Source organism: Micromonospora sp. NPDC023633 (genome assembly GCF_040640035.1).
GTDB lineage: Bacteria > Actinomycetota > Actinomycetes > Mycobacteriales > Micromonosporaceae > Micromonospora.
Window position 1 is genome coordinate 21,323 of sequence record NZ_JBFABB010000049.1, and the last position, 19,186, is coordinate 40,508.

At 72.8% G+C, this 19,186-nt stretch carries 19 protein-coding genes; 16 read left to right on the forward strand and 3 right to left on the reverse strand.

The window, feature by feature from the left end; all coding sequences use genetic code 11:
• Positions 1-29: 29 nt before the first annotated feature.
• The 3 genes from AB0G13_RS17205 (at position 30) to AB0G13_RS17215 (ending at position 2,975) form a co-directional block, all read left to right on the forward strand.
• Positions 30-1,280, forward strand: coding sequence for a histidine kinase (locus AB0G13_RS17205; RefSeq protein WP_357875172.1), 1,251 nt, complete (start codon positions 30-32; stop codon positions 1,278-1,280).
• Positions 1,281-1,288: 8 nt separating this feature from the next.
• The gene (locus tag AB0G13_RS17210) at positions 1,289-2,050 is read left to right on the forward strand and encodes a LytTR family DNA-binding domain-containing protein (protein ID WP_357875227.1); all 762 of its coding nucleotides are present in this window, start codon (positions 1,289-1,291) and stop codon (positions 2,048-2,050) included.
• Positions 2,051-2,312: 262 nt separating this feature from the next.
• Positions 2,313-2,975: a DUF5701 family protein gene (locus AB0G13_RS17215; protein ID WP_357875174.1), complete on the forward strand. Its 663-nt coding sequence runs from the start codon at positions 2,313-2,315 to the stop codon at positions 2,973-2,975.
• A 49-nt stretch (positions 2,976-3,024) separates the two neighbouring features.
• On the opposite strand, the gene AB0G13_RS17220 is transcribed toward AB0G13_RS17215, so the two are convergent.
• Both AB0G13_RS17220 and AB0G13_RS17225 read right to left on the reverse strand, forming a co-directional pair.
• On the reverse strand, positions 3,025-4,299 hold the full coding sequence (locus AB0G13_RS17220; protein WP_357875176.1) for a hypothetical protein: 1,275 nt from the start codon (positions 4,297-4,299) through the stop codon (positions 3,025-3,027).
• Complete coding sequence (locus AB0G13_RS17225; RefSeq protein WP_357875178.1) at positions 4,286-4,813, reverse strand: sigma-70 family RNA polymerase sigma factor; 528 nt, start codon at positions 4,811-4,813, stop codon at positions 4,286-4,288. Before AB0G13_RS17225 ends, AB0G13_RS17220 begins: the two co-directional genes overlap by 14 nt.
• A gap of 286 nt (positions 4,814-5,099) precedes the next feature.
• Between AB0G13_RS17225 and AB0G13_RS17230 the strand changes: the two genes are divergently transcribed.
• From AB0G13_RS17230 to AB0G13_RS17260, 7 genes are all read left to right on the forward strand, one after another.
• Positions 5,100-5,489: a hypothetical protein gene (locus tag AB0G13_RS17230; RefSeq protein WP_357875229.1), complete on the forward strand. Its 390-nt coding sequence runs from the start codon at positions 5,100-5,102 to the stop codon at positions 5,487-5,489.
• Position 5,490: 1 nt separating this feature from the next.
• Positions 5,491-7,131, forward strand: coding sequence for a cation acetate symporter (locus AB0G13_RS17235; RefSeq protein ID WP_357875180.1), 1,641 nt, complete (start codon positions 5,491-5,493; stop codon positions 7,129-7,131).
• Between the two features lie 103 nt (positions 7,132-7,234).
• On the forward strand, positions 7,235-7,999 hold the full coding sequence (locus AB0G13_RS17240; protein ID WP_357875182.1) for an ABC transporter ATP-binding protein: 765 nt from the start codon (positions 7,235-7,237) through the stop codon (positions 7,997-7,999).
• On the forward strand, positions 7,984-9,696 hold the full coding sequence (locus AB0G13_RS17245) for an ABC transporter permease (protein WP_357875184.1): 1,713 nt from the start codon (positions 7,984-7,986) through the stop codon (positions 9,694-9,696). The genes AB0G13_RS17240 and AB0G13_RS17245 overlap by 16 nt, the downstream gene beginning before the upstream one ends.
• Before the next feature lie 100 nt (positions 9,697-9,796).
• Positions 9,797-10,351, forward strand: coding sequence for a sigma-70 family RNA polymerase sigma factor (locus AB0G13_RS17250; protein ID WP_357875186.1), 555 nt, complete (start codon positions 9,797-9,799; stop codon positions 10,349-10,351).
• A complete protein-coding gene (locus AB0G13_RS17255; RefSeq protein WP_357875188.1) occupies positions 10,344-11,570 on the forward strand; it encodes a hypothetical protein in 1,227 nt (408 codons plus the stop codon). The genes AB0G13_RS17250 and AB0G13_RS17255 overlap by 8 nt, the downstream gene beginning before the upstream one ends.
• A gap of 69 nt (positions 11,571-11,639) precedes the next feature.
• The gene (locus tag AB0G13_RS17260) at positions 11,640-12,155 is read left to right on the forward strand and encodes an SRPBCC family protein (protein WP_357875190.1); all 516 of its coding nucleotides are present in this window, start codon (positions 11,640-11,642) and stop codon (positions 12,153-12,155) included.
• A 58-nt stretch (positions 12,156-12,213) separates the two neighbouring features.
• Here the strand turns inward: AB0G13_RS17260 and AB0G13_RS17265 are convergent, their stop codons facing one another.
• Entirely contained in the window at positions 12,214-12,468 is a 255-nt protein-coding gene (locus tag AB0G13_RS17265; RefSeq protein ID WP_350678462.1) for a hypothetical protein, read from the reverse strand.
• Between the two features lie 29 nt (positions 12,469-12,497).
• Here AB0G13_RS17265 and AB0G13_RS17270 point away from each other — a divergent pair, with 29 nt between their 5' ends.
• The 6 genes from AB0G13_RS17270 to AB0G13_RS17295 all read left to right on the forward strand — a co-directional run bounded on the left by AB0G13_RS17270 (position 12,498) and on the right by AB0G13_RS17295 (position 19,139).
• Positions 12,498-13,064, forward strand: a complete 567-nt coding sequence (locus tag AB0G13_RS17270; RefSeq protein ID WP_357875231.1) for a flavin reductase family protein — start codon at positions 12,498-12,500, stop codon at positions 13,062-13,064.
• Between the two features lie 240 nt (positions 13,065-13,304).
• Complete coding sequence (locus AB0G13_RS17275) at positions 13,305-13,676, forward strand: DUF485 domain-containing protein (protein WP_357875193.1); 372 nt, start codon at positions 13,305-13,307, stop codon at positions 13,674-13,676.
• Entirely contained in the window at positions 13,654-15,327 is a 1,674-nt protein-coding gene (locus AB0G13_RS17280) for a cation acetate symporter (protein ID WP_357875195.1), read from the forward strand. Before AB0G13_RS17275 ends, AB0G13_RS17280 begins: the two co-directional genes overlap by 23 nt.
• A 91-nt stretch (positions 15,328-15,418) precedes the next feature.
• Positions 15,419-16,396 carry a UDP-glucuronic acid decarboxylase family protein gene (locus AB0G13_RS17285; protein WP_357875197.1) on the forward strand — a complete coding sequence of 326 codons (978 nt, stop codon included), beginning with the start codon at positions 15,419-15,421 and terminating at the stop codon, positions 16,394-16,396.
• A 77-nt stretch (positions 16,397-16,473) separates the two neighbouring features.
• The gene (locus AB0G13_RS17290) at positions 16,474-17,691 is read left to right on the forward strand and encodes an LCP family protein (protein ID WP_357875199.1); all 1,218 of its coding nucleotides are present in this window, start codon (positions 16,474-16,476) and stop codon (positions 17,689-17,691) included.
• Positions 17,692-17,924: 233 nt separating this feature from the next.
• Positions 17,925-19,139, forward strand: coding sequence for an LCP family protein (locus AB0G13_RS17295; RefSeq protein WP_357875201.1), 1,215 nt, complete (start codon positions 17,925-17,927; stop codon positions 19,137-19,139).
• The last annotated feature ends 47 nt before the right edge of the window (positions 19,140-19,186 follow it).

Sequence of the window (19,186 nt, forward strand, 5' to 3'; positions counted from 1 at the left end):
TGTGGGCCGCAAGGGGCCAGGATCGCTGCGTGGGTGGCAACCTCTCCGGCGTCTTCGGCGTCGTCTCGCTGGTCGCCGCGCTGGGCGCGGCCCTGTTCGCGGTGGTCCGGCTGCGCGGGCGACGGGGCATCGCCACGGCCACCCAGCGGGCCACGTACGAGGTGCTGCACACCGCCGGGCTGGCCGCCGAGCCGCTGCGCGCGGGCCTGAGCGCCGCGAACGCGGCGAAGGCCGTACGCCATCTGCGGGCGCTGGTGGGGGCGGCCGGGCTGGCGCTGACGGACCGGGAGAGCCTGCTCGCCCTGGACGGCCGGGGCGGGCACCACGACGCGCAACTGGTCGCGGCGGCCCGGCGGGCGGTGGCGACGGGCCGCTCGACCGTCCTCGGCGAGCCGGAGCTGCACTGCGACCGGGTGGACTGCCCGGTGCGCGGCGCGGTCGTCGCCCCGCTGACCGGCGCGGACGGGCGCAGGCTCGGGGCGCTGGTCGCGGTCGCCGACGGCCAGCCCGAGCCGGGCCTGGTGCAGGCCACCCTGGAGACGGCGCACTGGGCCGGCAACCAGCTCGCCCTGGCCGAGCTGGACTCCTCGCGGGAGCGGCTGGCCCGCGCCGAGGTACGCGCCCTGCGCGCGCAGATCAGCCCGCACTTCATCTACAACGCGCTGACCGCGATCGGCTCGTTCGTCCGCACCGACCCGGACCGGGCCCGGGAGCTGATCCTGGAGTTCGCCGAGTTCACCCGGTACTCGTTCCGGGCGCACGGCGAGTTCACCACGCTGGCCGAGGAGCTGCGCTCGATCGACCGCTACCTGACCATCGAGCGGGCCCGGTTCGGTGACCGACTCCAGGTGCGTCTCCAGATCGCCCCCGAGGTGCTACCCGTGACGCTGCCCTTCCTCTGCCTGCAACCGCTGGTGGAGAACGCCGTCCGGCACGGGTTGTCCCGCAAGCCGGGCACGGGCATGGTGAGCATCGAGGCCCGGGACGCGGGCACCGAGTGTCACATCACCGTGGAGGACGACGGAGTGGGGATGGATCCGACCACGCTGACCGCCGGCATCGCCGAGCTGGCCGGCGCCGCCGGGGACCCGGGCGACGCTGCGCTGGCCGGCGTCGGAGACGACCCGGGCCAGCACGTCGGGCTCTCCAACGTCGACGAGCGGCTCCGGTCGGTCTTCGGGGACGGCTTCGGCCTAGTCGTCGAGACGGGTCTCGGCTCGGGCACGAAGGTGAGCATGCGGGTGCCGAAGTTCCACCCGGGCGTACGGGCCGGCTCGTGAGCGGCGGGGTGGGCGCGTCCGGGTTCCTGCGGGTGCTGGCGGTCGACGACGAGCCGCCGGCGCTGGACGAGTTGGCGTACCACCTGCGGGCCGATCCCCGGGTGGCCCGGCTGCACACGGCGGGCGACGCGACGGAGGCGCTGCGGGTGCTCCGCGACGGCGACGTGGACGTGGTCTTCCTCGACATCCGGATGCCCGGGCTGGACGGTATGGAGCTGGCCCGGGTGCTGCGCCGCTTCGCCCGGCCGCCGGCGATCGTCTTCGTGACCGCGTACGACGACGGGGCGGTGGACGCGTTCGACCTGGGCGCCACCGACTACGTCCGCAAGCCGGTGCGCGCCGAGCGGCTCGCCGAGTCGCTGCGCCGGGTGATCGGCGCGCGGGTGGTGCCGTCGCACCCGGCGGCGCTGGCCCGGGCGGAGGAGGATCCGACCATCCCCATCGAGCTGGCCGGCACCACCCGGATGCTGCCCCGCTCGGCGGTGCGGTGGGTGGAGGCGCAGGGCGACTACGCCCGGCTGCACACCGCCGACGGCTCGCACCTGGTCCGGGTGTCCCTGGCGACCCTCGCGGAACGCTGGGCGGATGCCGGGTTCGTCCGGATCCACCGGTCGTACCTGGTGCAGCTCAAGCTGATCACCGAGCTGCGGCTGGTCAACTCCGGCTACGTCGTGGTGATCGACTCGGCGGAGCTGCCGGTGAGCCGCCGGCACACCCGCGAGCTGAAGGACAGGCTGGTCCGCGCGGCGAAGCAGGACTGGAACCGCTGATCGATCTGCGCGCCCGGCCCCGTGCCGCCCCGATGCGTGCCGGTTCCGGGGGCGAGGACATCGGCCGCTTGGCGCCTGTCGAGCTGCCCCATGCGTGAGACCAGAGACCGCGGGCGTGAGACCAGAGACCGGGGCGCCTCCTGGTCCCATGGACGGGGCAGCTCGACAGCGTCTGGAGAACCCGGCAGATCGTGCTTGGATTTTCCTCCCGGTCGGGAATACGCGCGCCTCGTCGTACGCTGTACGGTACTCCGTACGACAAATGGAGGCCGCCTTGTTCGACGCCGCGACCGAATTCGACCGCCAGCTCGACCGGCTGGTGGAGCTGGGCTACCCGGCCCTGGCCGAGCTGACCGAGGACGCCTTCCGTGACCTGGTCGCGCCGCTGCGCGCGGCGGCCGTCGCCGGGGCGGCCGACCTGCCCGCCCCGGCCGAGGGACGGGTGCCCTTCCTACTGGTGATCACCCGCGACCTAGTGCCCGTGGAGGAGCGCGTCGCGCTGACCACGCTGGCCGGCAAGCGGAAGCCGGGGATCGTCGACCGGCACTACGCGGAGGGCGACCTGCCGAAGTTCGACCCGATCAAGGAGCTGGAGGTGCCGGCCGGGCCGGCGTACCTGCTCTTCGACGTCGACCGGGGCGAGGAGACGCTGAACCTGGCGCCCGCCGCCGCCATGGAGGTGATCACCGGCCAGGACCGGCTGCCGCTCACCATCGACGAGGGGCTCTCCTTCGTCACCCTGCACCCCGAGGCACTGGCGAAGAACAAGTGCTTCTCGCTGGTCGGCTCCCGCTGCGGCGACAAGCGGGTGCCGGCGATCTGGATCAGCCAGGGCGCGCCGAAGCTCGGCTGGTGCTGGTACGGCAACCCGCACACCTGGCTCGGCTCCGCCTCGGCCCGCCCGGAGCGCGTCGGCCCGGAGTGACGATCGCCGGGACGGCCGGGGAGCTGACGCCCGGCCGTCCCGCGCTCGGTCAGTCCGGGAGAGGGAACCGGGTCCAGGTCGCGCCGTCCGTGGTGAGCTGCACGTGGTCCGCGCCGCCCACCGTCATGTCGTCGCGGCCGTAGAGCCAGGCGTACCCGGGGGCGGCGCCGACCCCGCCGTCGCGCCGGTCGTAGGTGCGGACCGTGGTGAAGTGCCGCCCGGAGTCCCGGCTGGCCCAGAGGCGCGAGGTGTGGGTGGGCACCTCGTTCCCGCCGCCGACGTTGTCCGACTCGGCCACCAGCAGTGCGCCGTCCGAGCCGATGGTCATCGCCAGCCCCTCCGGGGTGTCGGGGAGGTCGGTGCCGACGTCCGCCCAGCTCTTCCCGCCATCGGTGGTCCGCAGCAGTTGGACCGGACCCTCCACCGCCATCGGCGGCGCACCCGGCGGCGGCGGTGGATTGATCAACAGGTACGCCTCCTGTCCACTGACCCCGACCACCCCACGCACGTCCGCTCCCTTGGCCGGCCGCCAGGTGTTCCAGGTGGCGCCCCGGTCCACGCTCCGAGCGACCACCATGACGCCGATGTCACCCGGCCAGTAGGTCACCCAGATGGCTCCGTCCACGCTCGGATAGATGCTGAAGGGCGGATAGGGCGACGGGGGCGTGCCGCCGAGCCGGTAGACCGCCCCCGTCGACGGGTCCACGGCCACCGGTTCCCGGAGCGCGCCACAGCCCATGTCCCACTGACAGAAGACCGGCCGGGCCTTCGCCGGGAAGGCGGACACCGGCACCATCGCCTGCGCGGCGTCCCGCCAGGTGCGGCCGTAGTCGGTGGAAAGCTTCAGCAGGTCCCCGTCGCGGACCAGGTAGGAGCGCTGTCCGAGCACCGAGAACTCCGGGGTGGCGAGCGGCCTTCCCTCGGCGTCCTGGCCGCAGCGGGTGGTGCGGTAGCGGGTCGCCTCGTCGCCGGTCCAACTCCGCCCGCCGTCATCGGTGTGTCTGAACCGCACGGTGGAACATCCCCCGTCGCCCTCCCACACTCCCGCGACGACGCCCGAGCCCGGTCCGGTCAGGAACAACTGCCCGCCCCGGTCCGGCTTCACCGGAGGCTGGTCCGGGCCGGCCCAGTCGACCCCCCGGGTGCCGGCGGCCAGGGGCAGGACCGCCATGCTGGCGAAGGCAACGACGAGGGCCAGCGCCAACCCGACGGTACGCTGCCGGCGGCGGGCCCGGGCGGCCACCCGCAGGTCGTCGAGCGGCGGCTGCCGGACGGCGTCGGCGACGGTTCCGACGTTGAACCCGCTGAACTCACGATCGGACATCGACCCTCCCGGTCTGCATGCTGTCGATGGCGTCGGAGTCGGAGTCGGTGAGCAGCGCCGCCAACGCCTGCCGGCCGCGCGACAGGCGGGACTTGACCGTGCCGGCGGAGACGCCGAGCGTCGCCGCCACCTCGTCCACCGGCAGGTCGACCAGGTAGTGCAGGGCGAGCGCGTGCCGCTGCCCGTCCGGCAGCCCGCGCAGCGCGGCCAGCAGCGCGAGGTGCTCCGGCGCACGGTCGGCGACGGCGGGCGGCGGGCCGATCCGGCGCAGCAGCCCGTCGAGGACCCGCCGCCGCCGGTACCGGCTGCGGGCCACGTTCACCGCGACGCGGCGCAGCCACGCCTCCGGGTTCTCCAGTTGGGCGAAGCGCCGGGGCGCGGCAAGCGCCTTGGTGAACGCCTCCTGGACCGCCTCCTGTGCCTCGTTGAGGTCGCCGGTCACCGCGTAGAGCTGGACCACCAGCCGGCGGAAACAACCGGCGTAGACCTCCGAGATCGGATCATCGTCGGACACCGTCACCTCCCTTCTCCACCTCTCCCACTCGCCGGCGGGGCAGAAGGTTCCGGCGACGGCGGTTTCCACGGAGTTATCCACAGGGGTGACCCGTTCTCCACAGGTTGTCCACAACCCGGTGTGGACGGCTTGCCACGAGCCGGCCGGCGGCGGGCGCGCCGCCCACGGGAGCCCTTGACAATCGCGACGATCGGGCCAGACTGCCGGGGTGGCCGCTGCCGACGATCCCGTCCCGGCGCCCCGGACTCCCCGGCCCGGGAGGCCGGAGCAGACTCCCCGGCCCGGCGTGCCGGAGCTGACCCCGGTCGCCCAGCCCAGGGCGCGGATCGTGCTGGCCGAGGTGTCCCGCCGGGAGGACCGGGCCGAACGCACCCGCGCCGAGCTGGCCCAGCAGACCCGGGTCGGCGACGCGCTCGTCCGGGGGCTGGTCCGCGCCCAGTTCGCGCTGGCCCTGCGGCTCTCCCTGGTGGTGGCGATCGGGCTCGGCGGGCTGCCGTGGCTCTTCGCCGTAGCCCCCGCCGTCGGCCGGGTCACCGTGCTCGGCGTCCACCTGCCCTGGCTGCTGCTCGGGGTGGCGTCGTTCCCGTTCCTGATCGCCGTCGGCTGGGCGTACGTGCGGCTGGCCGAGCGCAACGAGCAGGACTTCACCGACCTGGTCCAGCGGCCGGAGCGCTGAGGTGGGCAACGGCTTCGTCGTCCCGGCGATCGTGGCAGTCACCCTGGTCACCGTCGGCATCGGCTTCTACGGGCTGCGGCTGGCGCGTACCACCTCCGACTTCCTGGTCGCCTCGCGGGCGATCAGCCCGACCTGGAACGCCGCCGCGATCGGCGGGGAGTACCTGTCGGCGGCGAGCTTCCTGGGGGTCGCCGGGCTGATCCTCAAGTACGGCGTCGACGTGCTCTGGTACCCCGTCGGCTTCGCCGCCGGCTACCTGGCCCTGCTGCTCTTCGTGGCCGCGCCGCTGCGCCGCTCCGGCGCGTTCACCCTGCCGGACTTCTGCGAGCTGCGGCTGGGGTCGCGTCGGCTGCGCACCCTGGCCACCGTCTTCGTGATCTTCATCGGCTGGCTCTACCTCGTGCCGCAGCTCCAAGGGGCGGGGCTGACGCTGGCCACGGTGACCGGCTCGCCGTACCCGTTGGGGGCCCTGCTGGTGGCCGTGGTGGTCACCGCGAACGTCGCGCTCGGCGGCATGCGCGCGATCACCTTCGTCCAGGCCTTCCAGTACTGGCTGAAGCTGACCGCACTCGCCGTACCGGCGATCTTCCTGGCGTTGCAGTGGCAGGCCGACGGCCGGCCGGCGGTGACCCCGCCCGACGGGCCGACGTTCCGGACCGCGACCACCGTCGTGGTCGAGCACCGCGCGACCCTCACCCTCCCCGACGGTCGGATCCACGAGGTACGCCCCGGCGACGAGCTCTCCTTCGCCGCCGGCGAACCGGTGCCGGAGGTGTCCGGGGTGGCCACCGACGCGGCCGACTGGCTGCTGCCCAGCGCCGCCGGGGACGACGACCGGGGCCTGTTCGCCACCTACTCGCTGATCCTGGCGACGTTCCTCGGCACCATGGGGCTGCCGCACGTGCTGGTCCGCTTCTACACCAATCCCGACGGCGCTGCCGCCCGCCGCACCACGCTGGTGGTGCTCGCCCTGGTCGGGGCGTTCTACCTGCTGCCCACCATCTACGGGGTGCTCGGCCGGATCTACACCCCGCAGCTGCTGGTGACCGGGCAGACCGACGCGGTGGTGGTGCTGCTGCCCGGCGCCGCGCTCGGCGACGGCACCACCGGCCGGCTGCTCGCCGCGCTGGTCGCGGCCGGCGCGTTCGCCGCCTTCCTCTCCACCTCGTCGGGGCTGCTCACCAGCGTCGCGGGGGTGATCTCGACGGACGTGCTGGGGCGCGGCTCGGTACGCGGCTTCCGGCTCGCCACGGTGATCGCCGGGACCGTGCCGGCGGTGCTCGCGCTCAACCTCGCCGGGCTGGACGTGTCGCAGGTGGTCGGGCTGGCGTTCGCGGTCGCCGCGTCCAGCTTCTGCCCCCTGCTGGTGCTCGGCATCTGGTGGCGGGGCCTGACCGACCTCGGCGCCGCCGCCGGGATCCTCGTCGGCGGTGGCGCCGCGGTCGGGGCCGTCCTGATCACGGTGCTCGGCCCGCCACTGTCCGGCTGGCCGGCCACGCTCACCGCGCAGCCGGCCGCCTGGACGGTGCCGCTCGCCTTCGCCGTGATGGTGGCGGTCTCGGTGGCGACCCGCCGCCGGGCGCCGGCCGACGTCGGGGCCACCATGCTCCGCCTGCACGCCCCGGAGGCGCTGCGGCTGTAGGGCACTGGCCACCCCGGGCGATGACGCGAGTACGCCTCGGGGATGACCGGGGATCATCCTGCGGCCGGACCGACCGCTGGTCGACGCCGGATACGGTCGACGCATGACTGCTGAGCACCCGGCCCTCTCCCTGCGTGGCCTGGCGAAACAGTTCGACGGCAAGGTCGCGGTGGCCGGTGTCGACCTGGACGTCCCGGCCGGCTCCTTCTACGGCCTGCTCGGCCCGAACGGCGCGGGGAAGACCACCACCCTGTCGATGGCGGTGGGCCTGCTCCGGCCGGACGCCGGCGGGGCCCGGGTGCTCGGTCACGACGTCTGGGCCGACCCGGTGGGCGCGAAGCAGCTGCTCGGCGTGATGCCCGACGGCGTACGGCTCTTCGACCGGCTCAGCGGCGCGGAGCTGCTCGCGTACCACGGCCTGCTGCGGGGGATGGACCCGGCGGTGGTCGACCAGCGCGCGGCGGAGCTGCTGGACGTGCTCGCGCTCGGCGACGCCGGCCGGACCCTGGTCGTCGACTACTCGGCGGGCATGAAGAAGAAGATCGGCCTGGCCTGCGCGCTGCTGCACGGGCCCCGGCTGCTGGTGCTGGACGAGCCCTTCGAGGCGGTCGACCCGGTCTCGGCCGCGCTGATCCGGGACATCCTGCACCGGTACGTGACCGGGGGCGGCACCGTCGTCTTCTCCAGCCACGTCATGGAGGTCGTCGAGCGGCTCTGCTCGCACGTGGCGATCCTGGCGGCGGGCACCATCAAGCGGGTCGGCCCCATCGCCGAGGTGCGCGGTGGCCGCTCGCTGGAGCAGGTCTTCGTCGAGGTGGTCGGCGGCCGTACGGCGACCGGCGAGGAGTTGGCGTGGCTGTCGCGGTGAGCGGACCGACCGTCTCCACCCAGCCCGTCCGGCGGGTCTCCGCCCGGCACTTCGTGCGGCTCAAGCTGCGGGTGATGGGCAACAACTTCCGGGGCCAGGGCTGGCGGGTCGCCCTCTTCGTGGGCGGCGCGGTGGCCGGGCTCTGGTTCGCCGGCACCGGCTTCTTCCTCTTCGCCGCGCCCGGCCTGGCCGACGAGGGCCGCTACGCGCTGATGGTCGCCGCCTTCGGCGGCGGCCTGACGGTGCTCGGCTGGCTGCTGCTGCCGCTGGTCTTCTTCGGGGTGGACGAGACGCTGGACCCGGCCCGGTTCGCGCTGCTGCCGCTGCCCCGCCGCACCCTCGTCACCGGGCTGTTCGCCGCCGCCCTCGTCAGCGTCCCCACGATCGCGGTGCTGCTGGCCCTCTGCGGGCTGGTGGTCACCGCCGGGGCGCTGGGTGGCTGGTCGGCCGCCGCGGTCGCCTTCGTCGGGGTGGTCGCCGGGCTGCTGCTCTGCGTCGCGGCGGCCCGGGCGGTGACCAGCGCCTTCGCCACCGCGCTGCGCTCCCGCCGGGTCCGCGACCTGGCCGCCGTGCTGCTCGCCGTGCTCGCCGCGCTGCTCGGTCCGTTGCAGCTCCTGGGCGTCGCCGCCCTCTCCGACGCCGACTGGGACCGGCTCGACGGGGTGGCCGAGGTGGTCGGCTGGACCCCGTTCGGCGCCCCCTGGACGGCCGGCATCGACGTGGCCGAGGGCCGCCTCTGGGCCGCGCCGGTGAAGCTGCTGATCACGGCGGCGACGATCGTCGCGTTGCTCGCCTGGTGGTCCCGTTCCCTCGAGTCCGCGATGGTGGGCGCGGCCAGCGCCGGGCCGGCCCGCGCCCCGCGCGGCGTGACCGGCGGGGCCGTCGCCCAGCTCTTCCCCCGGGTCGTCGGCTGGGCCCGGCGGGACCGGTTCGGCGCCCTCGTCGCCCGGGAGGCCCGCTACTGGTGGCGGGACGCCCGCCGCCGGGCCAACCTGATCACCGTCGCGGTCGTCGGTCTCTTCGTGCCGGTCATGGTCAACCTGGGTGGCTCGGGCTTCAGCTCGGGCTTCACCGTCGACGGCGCGCAGGGGTTCACGGCCAGTCCCGACTCGTCCCCGCTGCTGTCCAGCCTCTCGATGCTCTTCGTCGGGCTGCTCGCCGCCGTCACCGTGGCCAACCAGTTCGGCTTCGACGGCAGCGCGTACGCGGCGAACGTCATCGCGGGCGTCTCCGGCCAGCAGGAGCTGCGCGCCCGGATGGCCGCGTTCTCGATCTACGTCCTGCCGATGCTGGCGGTGATCTCCGTGGTCGTCGCGGTGGTCATCGGCGAACCCGGCTGGATCGGGCTGATGGCGGGCACCCTGCTCGCCACCTACGGCGCGGGGCTGGCGGTGAACGGCTTCGTCTCGGTGCTCGGGGCGTACTCGCTGCCGGAGACGAGCAACCCGTTCGCGCTGAACACCGGCGCCGGGATCGCGAAGAGCTTCCTCACCCTGCTGGCGATGCTCGCCACGGCGGTGGCGGCGGTGCCGATGGTGGTGGCCGCCGGGCTGCTCGGCGACGTCTGGCTCTGGCTGGCCCTGCCGGTCGGGGCGGCGTACGGCGTGGGGGCGGCGCTGCTCGGCGCGTACCTGGCCGGCGACGTGCTGGACCGCCGGATGCCGGAGCTGGTAGCCACGGTGACCCCCCGCCGCTGAGAACGGACCCCGTCACGCCGCAACCTCCTGTACGGGCATGGGGTGTGCTGGTCAGACGTCGCACCGTTCGGGGCGGCGGACCAGCAGGGGAGGCGCCACGGTGGGGGTGCGGCAGCACGACCCCGGCGATGTCCGGGGAGGGGCGTCTCCTACGGCCGCGGGGGTCGTGGGAGACAGCTTCGAGGAGTTCTACGCGGCCAATTTCCAGCCGCTGATGCTCCAGTTGTACGCCTACACGTCCGACGTCGGCCAGGCGCAGGACGCGGTCCAGGAGGCGTTCAGCCGCGCCTGGGCCCGGTGGGACGGGTTGGTCCACTACGAGCGCCCGGCGGCCTGGGTCCGCACGGTCGCGATGAACGTGGTGCGCAACCGTTGGCGCCGACTGCGGGCCGCCCGCGCCCACGCGAGGTTCCGCCGCGAAGAGGTGGTCGAGGGGCCCGGGCCGGACCGGGTCGCGCTCGCCCGCGCCCTCGCCACCCTGCCCGAGACCCAGCGGCGGGCCGTCGTGCTCTTCTACGTTGCCGACCTCAGCATCGCCGAGATCGCCGACCAGGAAAACGTGGCGCCCGGCACGGTGAAGTCCTGGCTGCACAGGGGCCGGGCCGCGCTCGCCGCCCAACTCTCCGACCCGAGGACGGAGGACCACCGTGTCTGACCACGACACTTCACCCGACCTGGACGACGCCTTCGCCGCCTTCCGGTCCGGGGGCCCGCTGGTGGTGCCCGCGGGGGCCTGGGCAGCCCGGAAGGTGGCCCGACGCCGCCGCACGAACCGGCTGGTGGCGACCGGCGTGGTCGCCGCCGTGTTGGTTGCCGTGCCGGTCCTGGCAAACGCCGGCGGCGACCCGGCTCCACCGGTGCCGCCGGCCCAGACCGTGTCCCCGTCGCCTACCGTGCCCACGACCACCGCCCCCGCCACGCCGACGCCGTCGGCCACGTCGCCCTCTGCCGCGCCACCGCCGGACGGTCGGATCCACGAGAAGACCCTCGCCAACGCCACCCTCGATCTGCCGGCCTGGCCCGGGAACCTCGCGGACGAGTGCCCGTCCGGCCGGGTCCGGTTCTCGGACGGCCGTGCGCAGCGTTCGGCGGGCGCGGAACTCCGGGCCAGCATCGTCCAGGTCGTCCACGCCGACCTCGATCGGGACGGGACGCAGGAGACGGCGGCGTTGCTCGACTGCAGCGGCCTGGAAATGGGTGAGGCGCGGGTACTGGCCTTCGACCGGGATCCGGCCGGAGCCATCGTCACCATGGGCGTCGTAATTGGAGAGACCGGCGACATCGGGGGAATCCGCCGGATCCGGGGTGAGGACCGGTCGATCGCGGCGGAGGTGATCGACGGGTCCGGCGACGGCATTCCCGACAGCCTCGCGCAGCGCCAGTGGCGGATCTACTCCCGGTCAGGCGGAAGGTTCGTCCAGACGGGCGGACCGAATGCGTTCCCGCCCAACCCGCGGATCACGGACCTCTCGGTCACCGGCAGCGAGCTCCGGCTCGCGCCCGACGGGGACCGGGCGACCGGCACGTTGCGTCTGACCGTACGGAATGCCGGCCCTCAGCCGGCGGCCGCCCCGCGGGTCCAGGTAGATGTCCCGAAGGGGTTCGAGGTGAGGCCCCTGCCCTCGAGCTGTACGCGGTTCGTCTCCAGCCAGAGCATCAGCTACAGGTGCGAACTGAAGGCTCTGCCCGTGGGCGGCAGGGCCACCTTCGAACTGCCGATCTCGGTCGTACGCTCGCAGGTCGGCACGGGCGTCGTCGGCGAGTACTCGGCCAAGGTGTGGTGGAGCAAGACCGCGGAAGACGTCCCCTATCCCGAACCGGCCGGCGCGACGAAGGACAACTCGACCAGCAGGGACATCGTGGTCACCGGCTGATCCCGGAGAGCGCCCGGCATCCCTCCACCGGTTTGTCGGGCGCCTGCCGGTCGGCGGCACAATGGCCTGATGCCCGTAGTCGAAGCGGTGGTCACCGTGCCGGTCCCATCCGAGCTGGCCTTCGCGGTCTCCCAGACCACCGCGCCCGTGCGCTACCGGTGGGACCCGTTCGTCCGGGAGCAGCACTTCACCGACGGGGCGACCCGGCCCGGCAAGGGGGTGCGGACCTTCACCCGGTCGCGGCACGGCCTGGCGATGGTGAGCGAGTACGTCTCCTGGGCGCCGCCGAGCCACGTCGGGATGAAGATGGTGCGCGGGCCGTGGTTCTTCGAGATGTTCGCCGGCGGCTGGCGGTTCGCGCCCGCCCCGGAGCCCGGCCACGCGATCGCCACCTGGCGGTACAGCTTCCGCTGCCGGCCCGCGTTCCTCCGCCCGGTCGCGGACCGGATCGGGGCCTGGCTGCTCGGCCGCGACATCCGCCGCCGGATCGCCGGGTACGCCGCCGGCTGCACGGACCCGGAGGTGCTGGCCGCCGCCCGCCGCGCCCTCGCCGACGACGACCGGGACGGTCGGGGCGCGGGCTGAGCCGGTCGCCCCGTGTCCCGGCGGCTCGGGCCGTCGCCGCCGTCCGGGGTGCCCGGTCTCAGCGGAGGCGGATGAAGGCGTACAGCTGGCTGCTGCCGCTCGCCGCGGTCACGTTGACCAGTTCCCACCCGTACTGCGAGAGGTACTCGACGGCCGCCAGCAGCTGGGTGACGGGGCTGTCCGCGAACCCGGCTCGGGCGACCAGGGCGAGGTGCCGGTAGGGGTAGCCGCGGAAGTCGACCTCGTTGCGCAGCACGGCGTCGGCGCCGACGGCACGGGCCTGGGCGAGCTGCTGCGGCGTAACGTGAGCCATGTCCGGCACGATAGGACCGGAGGGCCACCCTGTACGCCCGCCGGGCGCGGCCCCGGGGCGGCACAATGTTTCACGTGAATCATGAGCCGGGCGCCGAGATCCACCACACCGACCCGTTCGCCGTGCCCGCCGAGCGCCGCTCCCCCGTACGCCGGTTGCGGGGTCGGCTGGCGTCGCCGGTGACGCTCTGGACGGCGCCCGAGCCGGCGGGCCTGACGGTCTCCTCGACGCTGGTCGCGGAGGGCGAGCCGGACCGGCTGCTCGGCCTGGTCGACCCGGAGGCCGACCTGTGGGCGGCGGTCGAGTCCGCCGGCCGCTTCGCGGTGACCCCGCTGAACCCGTCGCACCGGCAGCTCGCCGACCGGTTCGCGGGCCTCTTCCCCTCTCCCGGCGGCCTGTTCGCCACCGGCGCGTGGACCGACACCCCCTACGGCCCGGTGCCGGCCGACGCCGGCGGCTGGGTGGGATGCCGGCTCGACACCGCCCGCGAGTACGGCTGGGGCCTGCTGGTGGAGGCCACCATCGAGGCCGTCGAGCTGACCGGCGAGACGGACCCGCTGCTGCACTACCGGGGCCGGTACCGCGAGCTGACCTGACGCCCACCGACCGGCCACGTCGCCCCGGTAACCGCCCGGCCGACGCCGCGACCGGCGGCCGTTCGGCCGGCAAGGGCCACGACGGGCGACCGCTCAACGGAGTGAGCTGGGTCACTCGGCGCAGCCACCGCGCCGTTCGGCGCAGCCACCGACCGGCGTCGATCTCGCCCTTCCCGGGCGGGGAGCGCGCTTTCTACCGTGCGCGAAACTCCCCACGCCTGTGAAGGTGGTGATCCACAAATGTCCACGGACACACCCGCGTCCACGCCGGCGGCCCCGGCGGCGGACCGGTACCTCGCCGTACAACGGTCGGACGAGTTCGCCGGGTTGCGGCGCACGCTGCGCGGCTTCATCTTCCCGATGACCGTCGCGTTCTTCCTGTGGTACGCGCTCTACGTAATCCTGTCCGCGTACGCGCGGGACTTCATGGGCACGAAGCTCTTCGGCAGCAACATCAACGTCGCCCTCGTCTTCGGCCTGCTCCAGTTCGTCTCCACGTTCCTCATCGCCTGGCTCTACTCGCGGTTCGCCGCCCGGAAGATCGACCCGGTCGCCGACCGGATCCGCGCCGAGATGGGGGAGGTGGGCCATGAACACGGTCCTCGCGGCTGAGGCGGGCGACACCACCGCCCGCAACCTCACCATCGCCCTGTTCCTGGTCTTCGTGGCGGTGACCCTGGTCATCACCATCTGGGCCAGCCGGCAGACCAAGACGGCCACCGACTTCTACGCCGGCGGGCGCTCCTTCTCCGGGTTCCAGAACGGCATGGCGATCGGCGGCGACTACATGTCGGCCGCGTCGTTCCTCGGCATCGCCGGCATGATCGCCCTGTACGGCTACGACGGCTTCCTCTACTCCATCGGCTTCCTGGTCGCCTGGCTGGTCGCGCTGCTGCTCGTCGCCGAACTGCTGCGCAACTCCGGCCGCTACACGATGGCCGACGTGCTGGCCTTCCGGATGCGCCAGCGCCCGGTGCGGACCGCCGCGGCCGTCTCCACCATCACCGTGTCGATCTTCTACCTGCTGGCGCAGATGGTCGGCGCGGGCGCGCTGGTCGCGCTGCTGCTCGGCATCAAGCCTGGCACCACGTTCCTCGGCATGGACGCCGACACCGCGAAGGTCGCCACCATCATCATGGTGGGCGCCCTGATGATCATCTACGTCACGGTGGGCGGCATGAAGGGCACCACCTACGTGCAGATCGTCAAGGCGTTCCTGCTGATGGGTGGCGCGCTGGTGATGACCCTGCTGGTGCTGGCGCACTACAAGTTCAACCTCTCCGCCCTGCTCGGCGACGCCGCGGCGGCATCGGGCAAGGGAGAGAGCTTCCTCAAGCCGGGCGGGCGGTACGGCGTGGAGGTGGCCGGCAACCCGACGCAGACCTTCTACAACAAGATGGACCTGTTGTCGCTCGGCATCGCGCTGGTGCTCGGCACCGCCGGCCTGCCGCACATCCTGATCCGCTTCTACACCGTCCCGACGGCGAAGGCGGCCCGCAAGAGCGTGCTCTGGGCGATCGGCATCATCGGCACCTTCTACCTGCTCACCCTGGCCCTGGGCTTCGGCGCGGCGGCGCTGGTCGGCAGCGAGGCGATCACCGCGCAGGACAAGGCCGGCAACACGGCCGCGCCGCAGCTCGCCGAGGCGCTCGGCATCGACTTCCTCGGCGGCGACCTGGGCGGGGCCACCCTGCTCGCGATCATCGCGGCGGTCGCCTTCGCCACGATCCTGGCCGTGGTGGCCGGCCTGACCCTGGCCTCCTCGTCCAGCCTGGCGCACGACTTCTACGCCAACGTCATCAAGAACGGGAGTGCGTCCGAGCGGCAGGAGGTCCGGGTCGCCCGGGTCTCCGCCCTGGTGATCGGCGCGATCTCGATCGTGCTGTCGATCTTCGCGCAGAACCTGAACGTGGCCTTCCTGGTGGCGCTGGCCTTCGCGGTGGCCGCCTCGGGCAACCTGCCGGCGATCCTCTACAGCCTGTTCTGGCGGCGGTTCAACACCTCGGGTGCGGTGTGGGCCATCTACGGCGGCCTGCTCTCCGCCGTCCTGCTGGTGTTCTTCTCGCCCGTGGTCTCCGGCGCGCCCACCTCGATGTTCCCCGAGCAGGACTGGCAGTGGTTCCCGCTGTCCAACCCGGGCATCCTGTCGATCCCGTTCGGCTTCCTGTGCGGGTGGATCGGCACCGTGATCTCCAAGGAGCACGACGAGGAAAAGTACGCGGAGCTGGAGGTGCGTGCCGTCACCGGCGCCGGCGCCCACTGACGGATGTGCGGGCCCTCTGTCGTCGCCGGGCGGCGACAGAGGGCCCTCCCTTGCGAGGGGGCGGCCCGGGGCAGTGGGTAGGCTGACCGGCATGAACGCTGTTGCCCGCTTCGGACCCGGTCACCGCATCCTCGTCACGGGCGGCGCCGGCTTCGTACCGTCGCACCTGGTGGACGCCCTGATCGCCCGCGGCTGCACGGTGGTCGCGCTCGACAACTTCGTCACCGGGTCGAAGGAGAACGTCGCCCACCTGCTGGACGAGCCGAACTTCACCCTGGTCGAGGCCGACATCTCCGACGGCCTGCCGACCGGCCACCCGGCGCTGGCCGAGCGGTTCGACGCCATCCTGCACATGGCCTCGCCGGCGAGCCCGACCGACTTCGAGAAGCTGCCGGTGGAGATCCTCCGCGTCGGCTCGGTGGGCACCCTGCACCTGCTGGAGCGCGCGGTCGCGGACGGCGCCCGCTTCCTGATGGCCTCCACCTCCGAGGCGTACGGGGACCCGAAGGAGCACCCGCAGCGCGAGTCGTACTGGGGCAACGTCAACCCGATCGGCATCCGCAGCGTCTACGACGAGGCGAAGCGCTTCTCCGAGGCGGCCACCATGGCCTACCACCGCAGCCGGGGGCTGGACACGGCCATCGTCCGGATCTTCAACACGTACGGCCCGCGGATGCGCCCGGACGACGGCCGGGCCATTCCGACCTTCATCTCCCAGGCGCTGCGCGGCGAGCCGATCACCGTGCACGGCACCGGCAACCAGACCCGTTCGATCTGCTACGTGTCCGACCTGGTGCACGGCATCCTGCTGCTGCTCGACTCCCGCGAGACGGGGCCGATCAACTGCGGCACCGAGCACGAGATGACGATGCGGCAACTGGCCGAGACGATCGTGTCGCTCAGCGGCAGCAGCTCCGAGGTGACGTACATCACCCGAAGCGCCGACGACCCGGAGATGCGCCGCCCGGATCTGACCCTCGCCCGCGAGCTGCTCGGATACGAGCCGACCGTGGCGCCCGAGGACGGCCTCCGACGCACCATCGAGTACTTCCGCGAGCGGATGGTCTGACGACCGCGCCCGCCGCCGGCGCACACGTCGGCGGCGCTTCAGGGCGATGGTGGCCGCACCTACGTACCCTGAGTTACATGTCAGCGACCACGCCCGCCGGAGTTCCACTCCCGCACCTGCACCGCCGCGCCGGGCGCGCCTCGGTGCCCGGCTCCGGCCGGGACGCCGGACGCACCCGGCCGGCCGAGGCCCGCTGGTCCCCGTCGCCGGACGAGCCACCGGCCGGCGGCCCGGGCGGTCCCGCCGGACCGGATGGACCGGGTGGACCCGACCGACCGGGCCGGCGCGGCGTACGCCCCCGGTGGGGCCGGATCGCCCTGGTGGCCGGCGTGGCCGTGCTGGTGCTCGCGCTGCTCGGCGGGGCGGGCGCCTGGTTCTACGCCCGCGGCCTCAACGACGACCTGGCCCGCACCGACCCGTTCTCCGAGATCACGGGGGGCCGCCCGGCGAAGGCCGTGGACGGCGCGCTGAACATCCTGCTGGTCGGCAGCGACTCCCGGGACCCGGACGCCCCGGTGGACAAGTCCAGCAAGTGGCGGGCCGACACCATCATCGTGATGCACATCCCGTCCGACCACCAGAAGGCCTACCTGGTCTCCATCCCCCGCGACCTCTACGTGCCGATCCCGGAGGGCGCCAACGCGGACTGCGGCACCGGGCAGCGGGGAAAGATCAACGCTGCCTTCGCCTTCGGCGGGCTGCCGCTGGCCGTCCGGACGGTGGAGTGCTTCACCGACGTGCGGCTCGACCACGTGATGGCGATCGACTTCGCCGGCTTCAAGCAGGTCACCGACGCCCTCGGCGGCGTCGACCTGAAGGTCGAGCGGACCATCACCTCGATCCACAAGCCGTACCGGACGTTCACCAAGGGCACCAACCACATGGACGGCGCCGAGGCGCTGGACTGGATCCGGCAGCGCAAGCAGTTCCCGGACGGCGACTTCGCCCGGATGCGGCACCAGCAGGACTTCCTCCGCGCCCTGATGGACAAGGCGGCGAGCACGGGCACGCTGACCAATCCGAAGAAGATGAACGACTTCCTCAAGTCGGTCACCGCCGCGGTCACCGTCGACGAGGGTTTCTCGCTGGTCGACATGGCGGTCCAGTTCCGCAACCTGCGCGGCGAGAACCTCACCTTCGTGACCAGCCCGCACGTCGGCAGCCAGACCATCGACGGGGAGTCGGTGGTGGTGTCGGACAAGGAGAAGGCGCTGGCCATGTACAAGGCCATGTCGGCCGACACCATGACGGCCTGGGTCGAGGCCAACCAGAAGAAGGACGACACCGGAAACTGACCGGCCGCCGCCGGCCGGCCCTTCCGTGATCGACGAAGGTCATCACGATTCGGAGGGCCGGCCGGCCGCTTCCTGTGAGCCAACCGCCGAGCGGCCGTATCGATCTGCCCGTTCGGTCAGTTTCCCTGGATGACGGCCCCGCGAACGGTATTTGGCGGCCGGACGACCTCGCCAGGACGGGAAAGCGTCCGTAAAGTGATCCCGCCCCCTGACAAACGCGAGCTGGAGCACGCATGCCGGTTCAGACCAGCCGTCGCCCTCCGGCGCTGGAGTCCCCCCGTGGCCCGGTCCGGGCCTCCACGAGCATTCCCAAGCAGCCCGTCGAGGGCGGTAGGCCCGGTGGCGGATCCGCGAAGAAGCGGGCACGCCGCAAGGACCCGCTCTGGGCCCGACTCACCCTGATCTTCGGCGCCGTGCTGATGGTGGCCAGCGGTGCGGCCATCGTCGGCAGCAAGGCGCTGATCAGCAGCGCCACCGGCAACATCGCCCAGCGCAACCTGCTCGGCGACGCGGGCAAGACCGACGCCGAGGGTGGCGCCAGCCTGGACGGCCCGATCGACATGCTGCTGCTCGGTGTGGACGCCCGGGAGCGGTGGGCCGCCGACGACGTGCGGGCGGACAGCATCATCGTGCTGCACATCCCGGCGACGCACGACCAGGCGTACCTGATCTCGATCCCCCGGGACACCGAGGCTCAGATCCCGGCCTTCGAGAAGAGCGGCTACGCGGGCGGCACCGACAAGATCAACGCGGCGTTCCAGGCCGGCGCCCGCAACGGCGGCGGCTGGGAGGGCGGCGCCCAGCTGATGGCGCAGACGATCAAGAAGATGACCGGGATCAGCTTCGACGGCGCGGCGATCATCAACTTCGGCGGATTCAAGAACGTCATCGAGGCCCTCGGCACGGTCCGCATCTGCGTCAAGCAGGAGGTCGAGTCGATCCACATGTCGTACGTCGACGGCAAGCCGATGTGGAACGCGGACGCCAAGAAGACCGGCAAGCGGATGACGCCCGTGGTGCACAAGAAGGGCTGCCGCGAGATGGAGGGCTGGGCTGCGCTGGACTACTCCCGGCAGCGCAAGAGCCTCAAGAACGGCGACTACGACCGGCAGCAGAACCAGCAGCAGCTGATCAAGGCGATGGCGAAGAAGGCCACCCAGGACGGGACGCTGACCAACCCGATCAAGCTGAACAAGCTGATCGAGGCGGCCGGCAAGGCGTTCATCCTGGACACCGCCGGCGTCCCGGTCGTCGACTTCGTCTTCACCATGCGCGGGGTGACCGGCAACGACCTGGTGATGCTGAAGACGAACGGCGGCACCTTCCACAGCGACGGCAGCCGCGAGACGCTCAGCGCCCAGACGCTGGACATGTTCCGCGCGGTGAAACAGGACAAGCTGGCCGAATTCGTCTTCGCCAACCCCGAGGTGGTCTCCAGCCGCGAGTAGCGCCGACGTTGCCCGGCCGCCCGGGCAATGTCGGCGAAGCGGCCCGG

Coding starts and splice junctions, on each gene's coding strand:
- AB0G13_RS17295 (WP_357875201.1), top strand. CDS start 17,925: ATGCCGGTTCAGACCAGCCGTCGCCCTCCGGCGCTGGAGTCCCCCCGT.
- AB0G13_RS17260 (WP_357875190.1), top strand. CDS start 11,640: ATGCCCGTAGTCGAAGCGGTGGTCACCGTGCCGGTCCCATCCGAGCTG.
- AB0G13_RS17265 (WP_350678462.1), bottom strand. CDS start 12,468: ATGGCTCACGTTACGCCGCAGCAGCTCGCCCAGGCCCGTGCCGTCGGC.
- AB0G13_RS17240 (WP_357875182.1), top strand. CDS start 7,235: ATGACTGCTGAGCACCCGGCCCTCTCCCTGCGTGGCCTGGCGAAACAG.
- AB0G13_RS17290 (WP_357875199.1), top strand. CDS start 16,474: ATGTCAGCGACCACGCCCGCCGGAGTTCCACTCCCGCACCTGCACCGC.
- AB0G13_RS17280 (WP_357875195.1), top strand. CDS start 13,654: ATGAACACGGTCCTCGCGGCTGAGGCGGGCGACACCACCGCCCGCAAC.
- AB0G13_RS17275 (WP_357875193.1), top strand. CDS start 13,305: ATGTCCACGGACACACCCGCGTCCACGCCGGCGGCCCCGGCGGCGGAC.
- AB0G13_RS17285 (WP_357875197.1), top strand. CDS start 15,419: ATGAACGCTGTTGCCCGCTTCGGACCCGGTCACCGCATCCTCGTCACG.
- AB0G13_RS17220 (WP_357875176.1), bottom strand. CDS start 4,299: ATGTCCGATCGTGAGTTCAGCGGGTTCAACGTCGGAACCGTCGCCGAC.
- AB0G13_RS17215 (WP_357875174.1), top strand. CDS start 2,313: ATGGAGGCCGCCTTGTTCGACGCCGCGACCGAATTCGACCGCCAGCTC.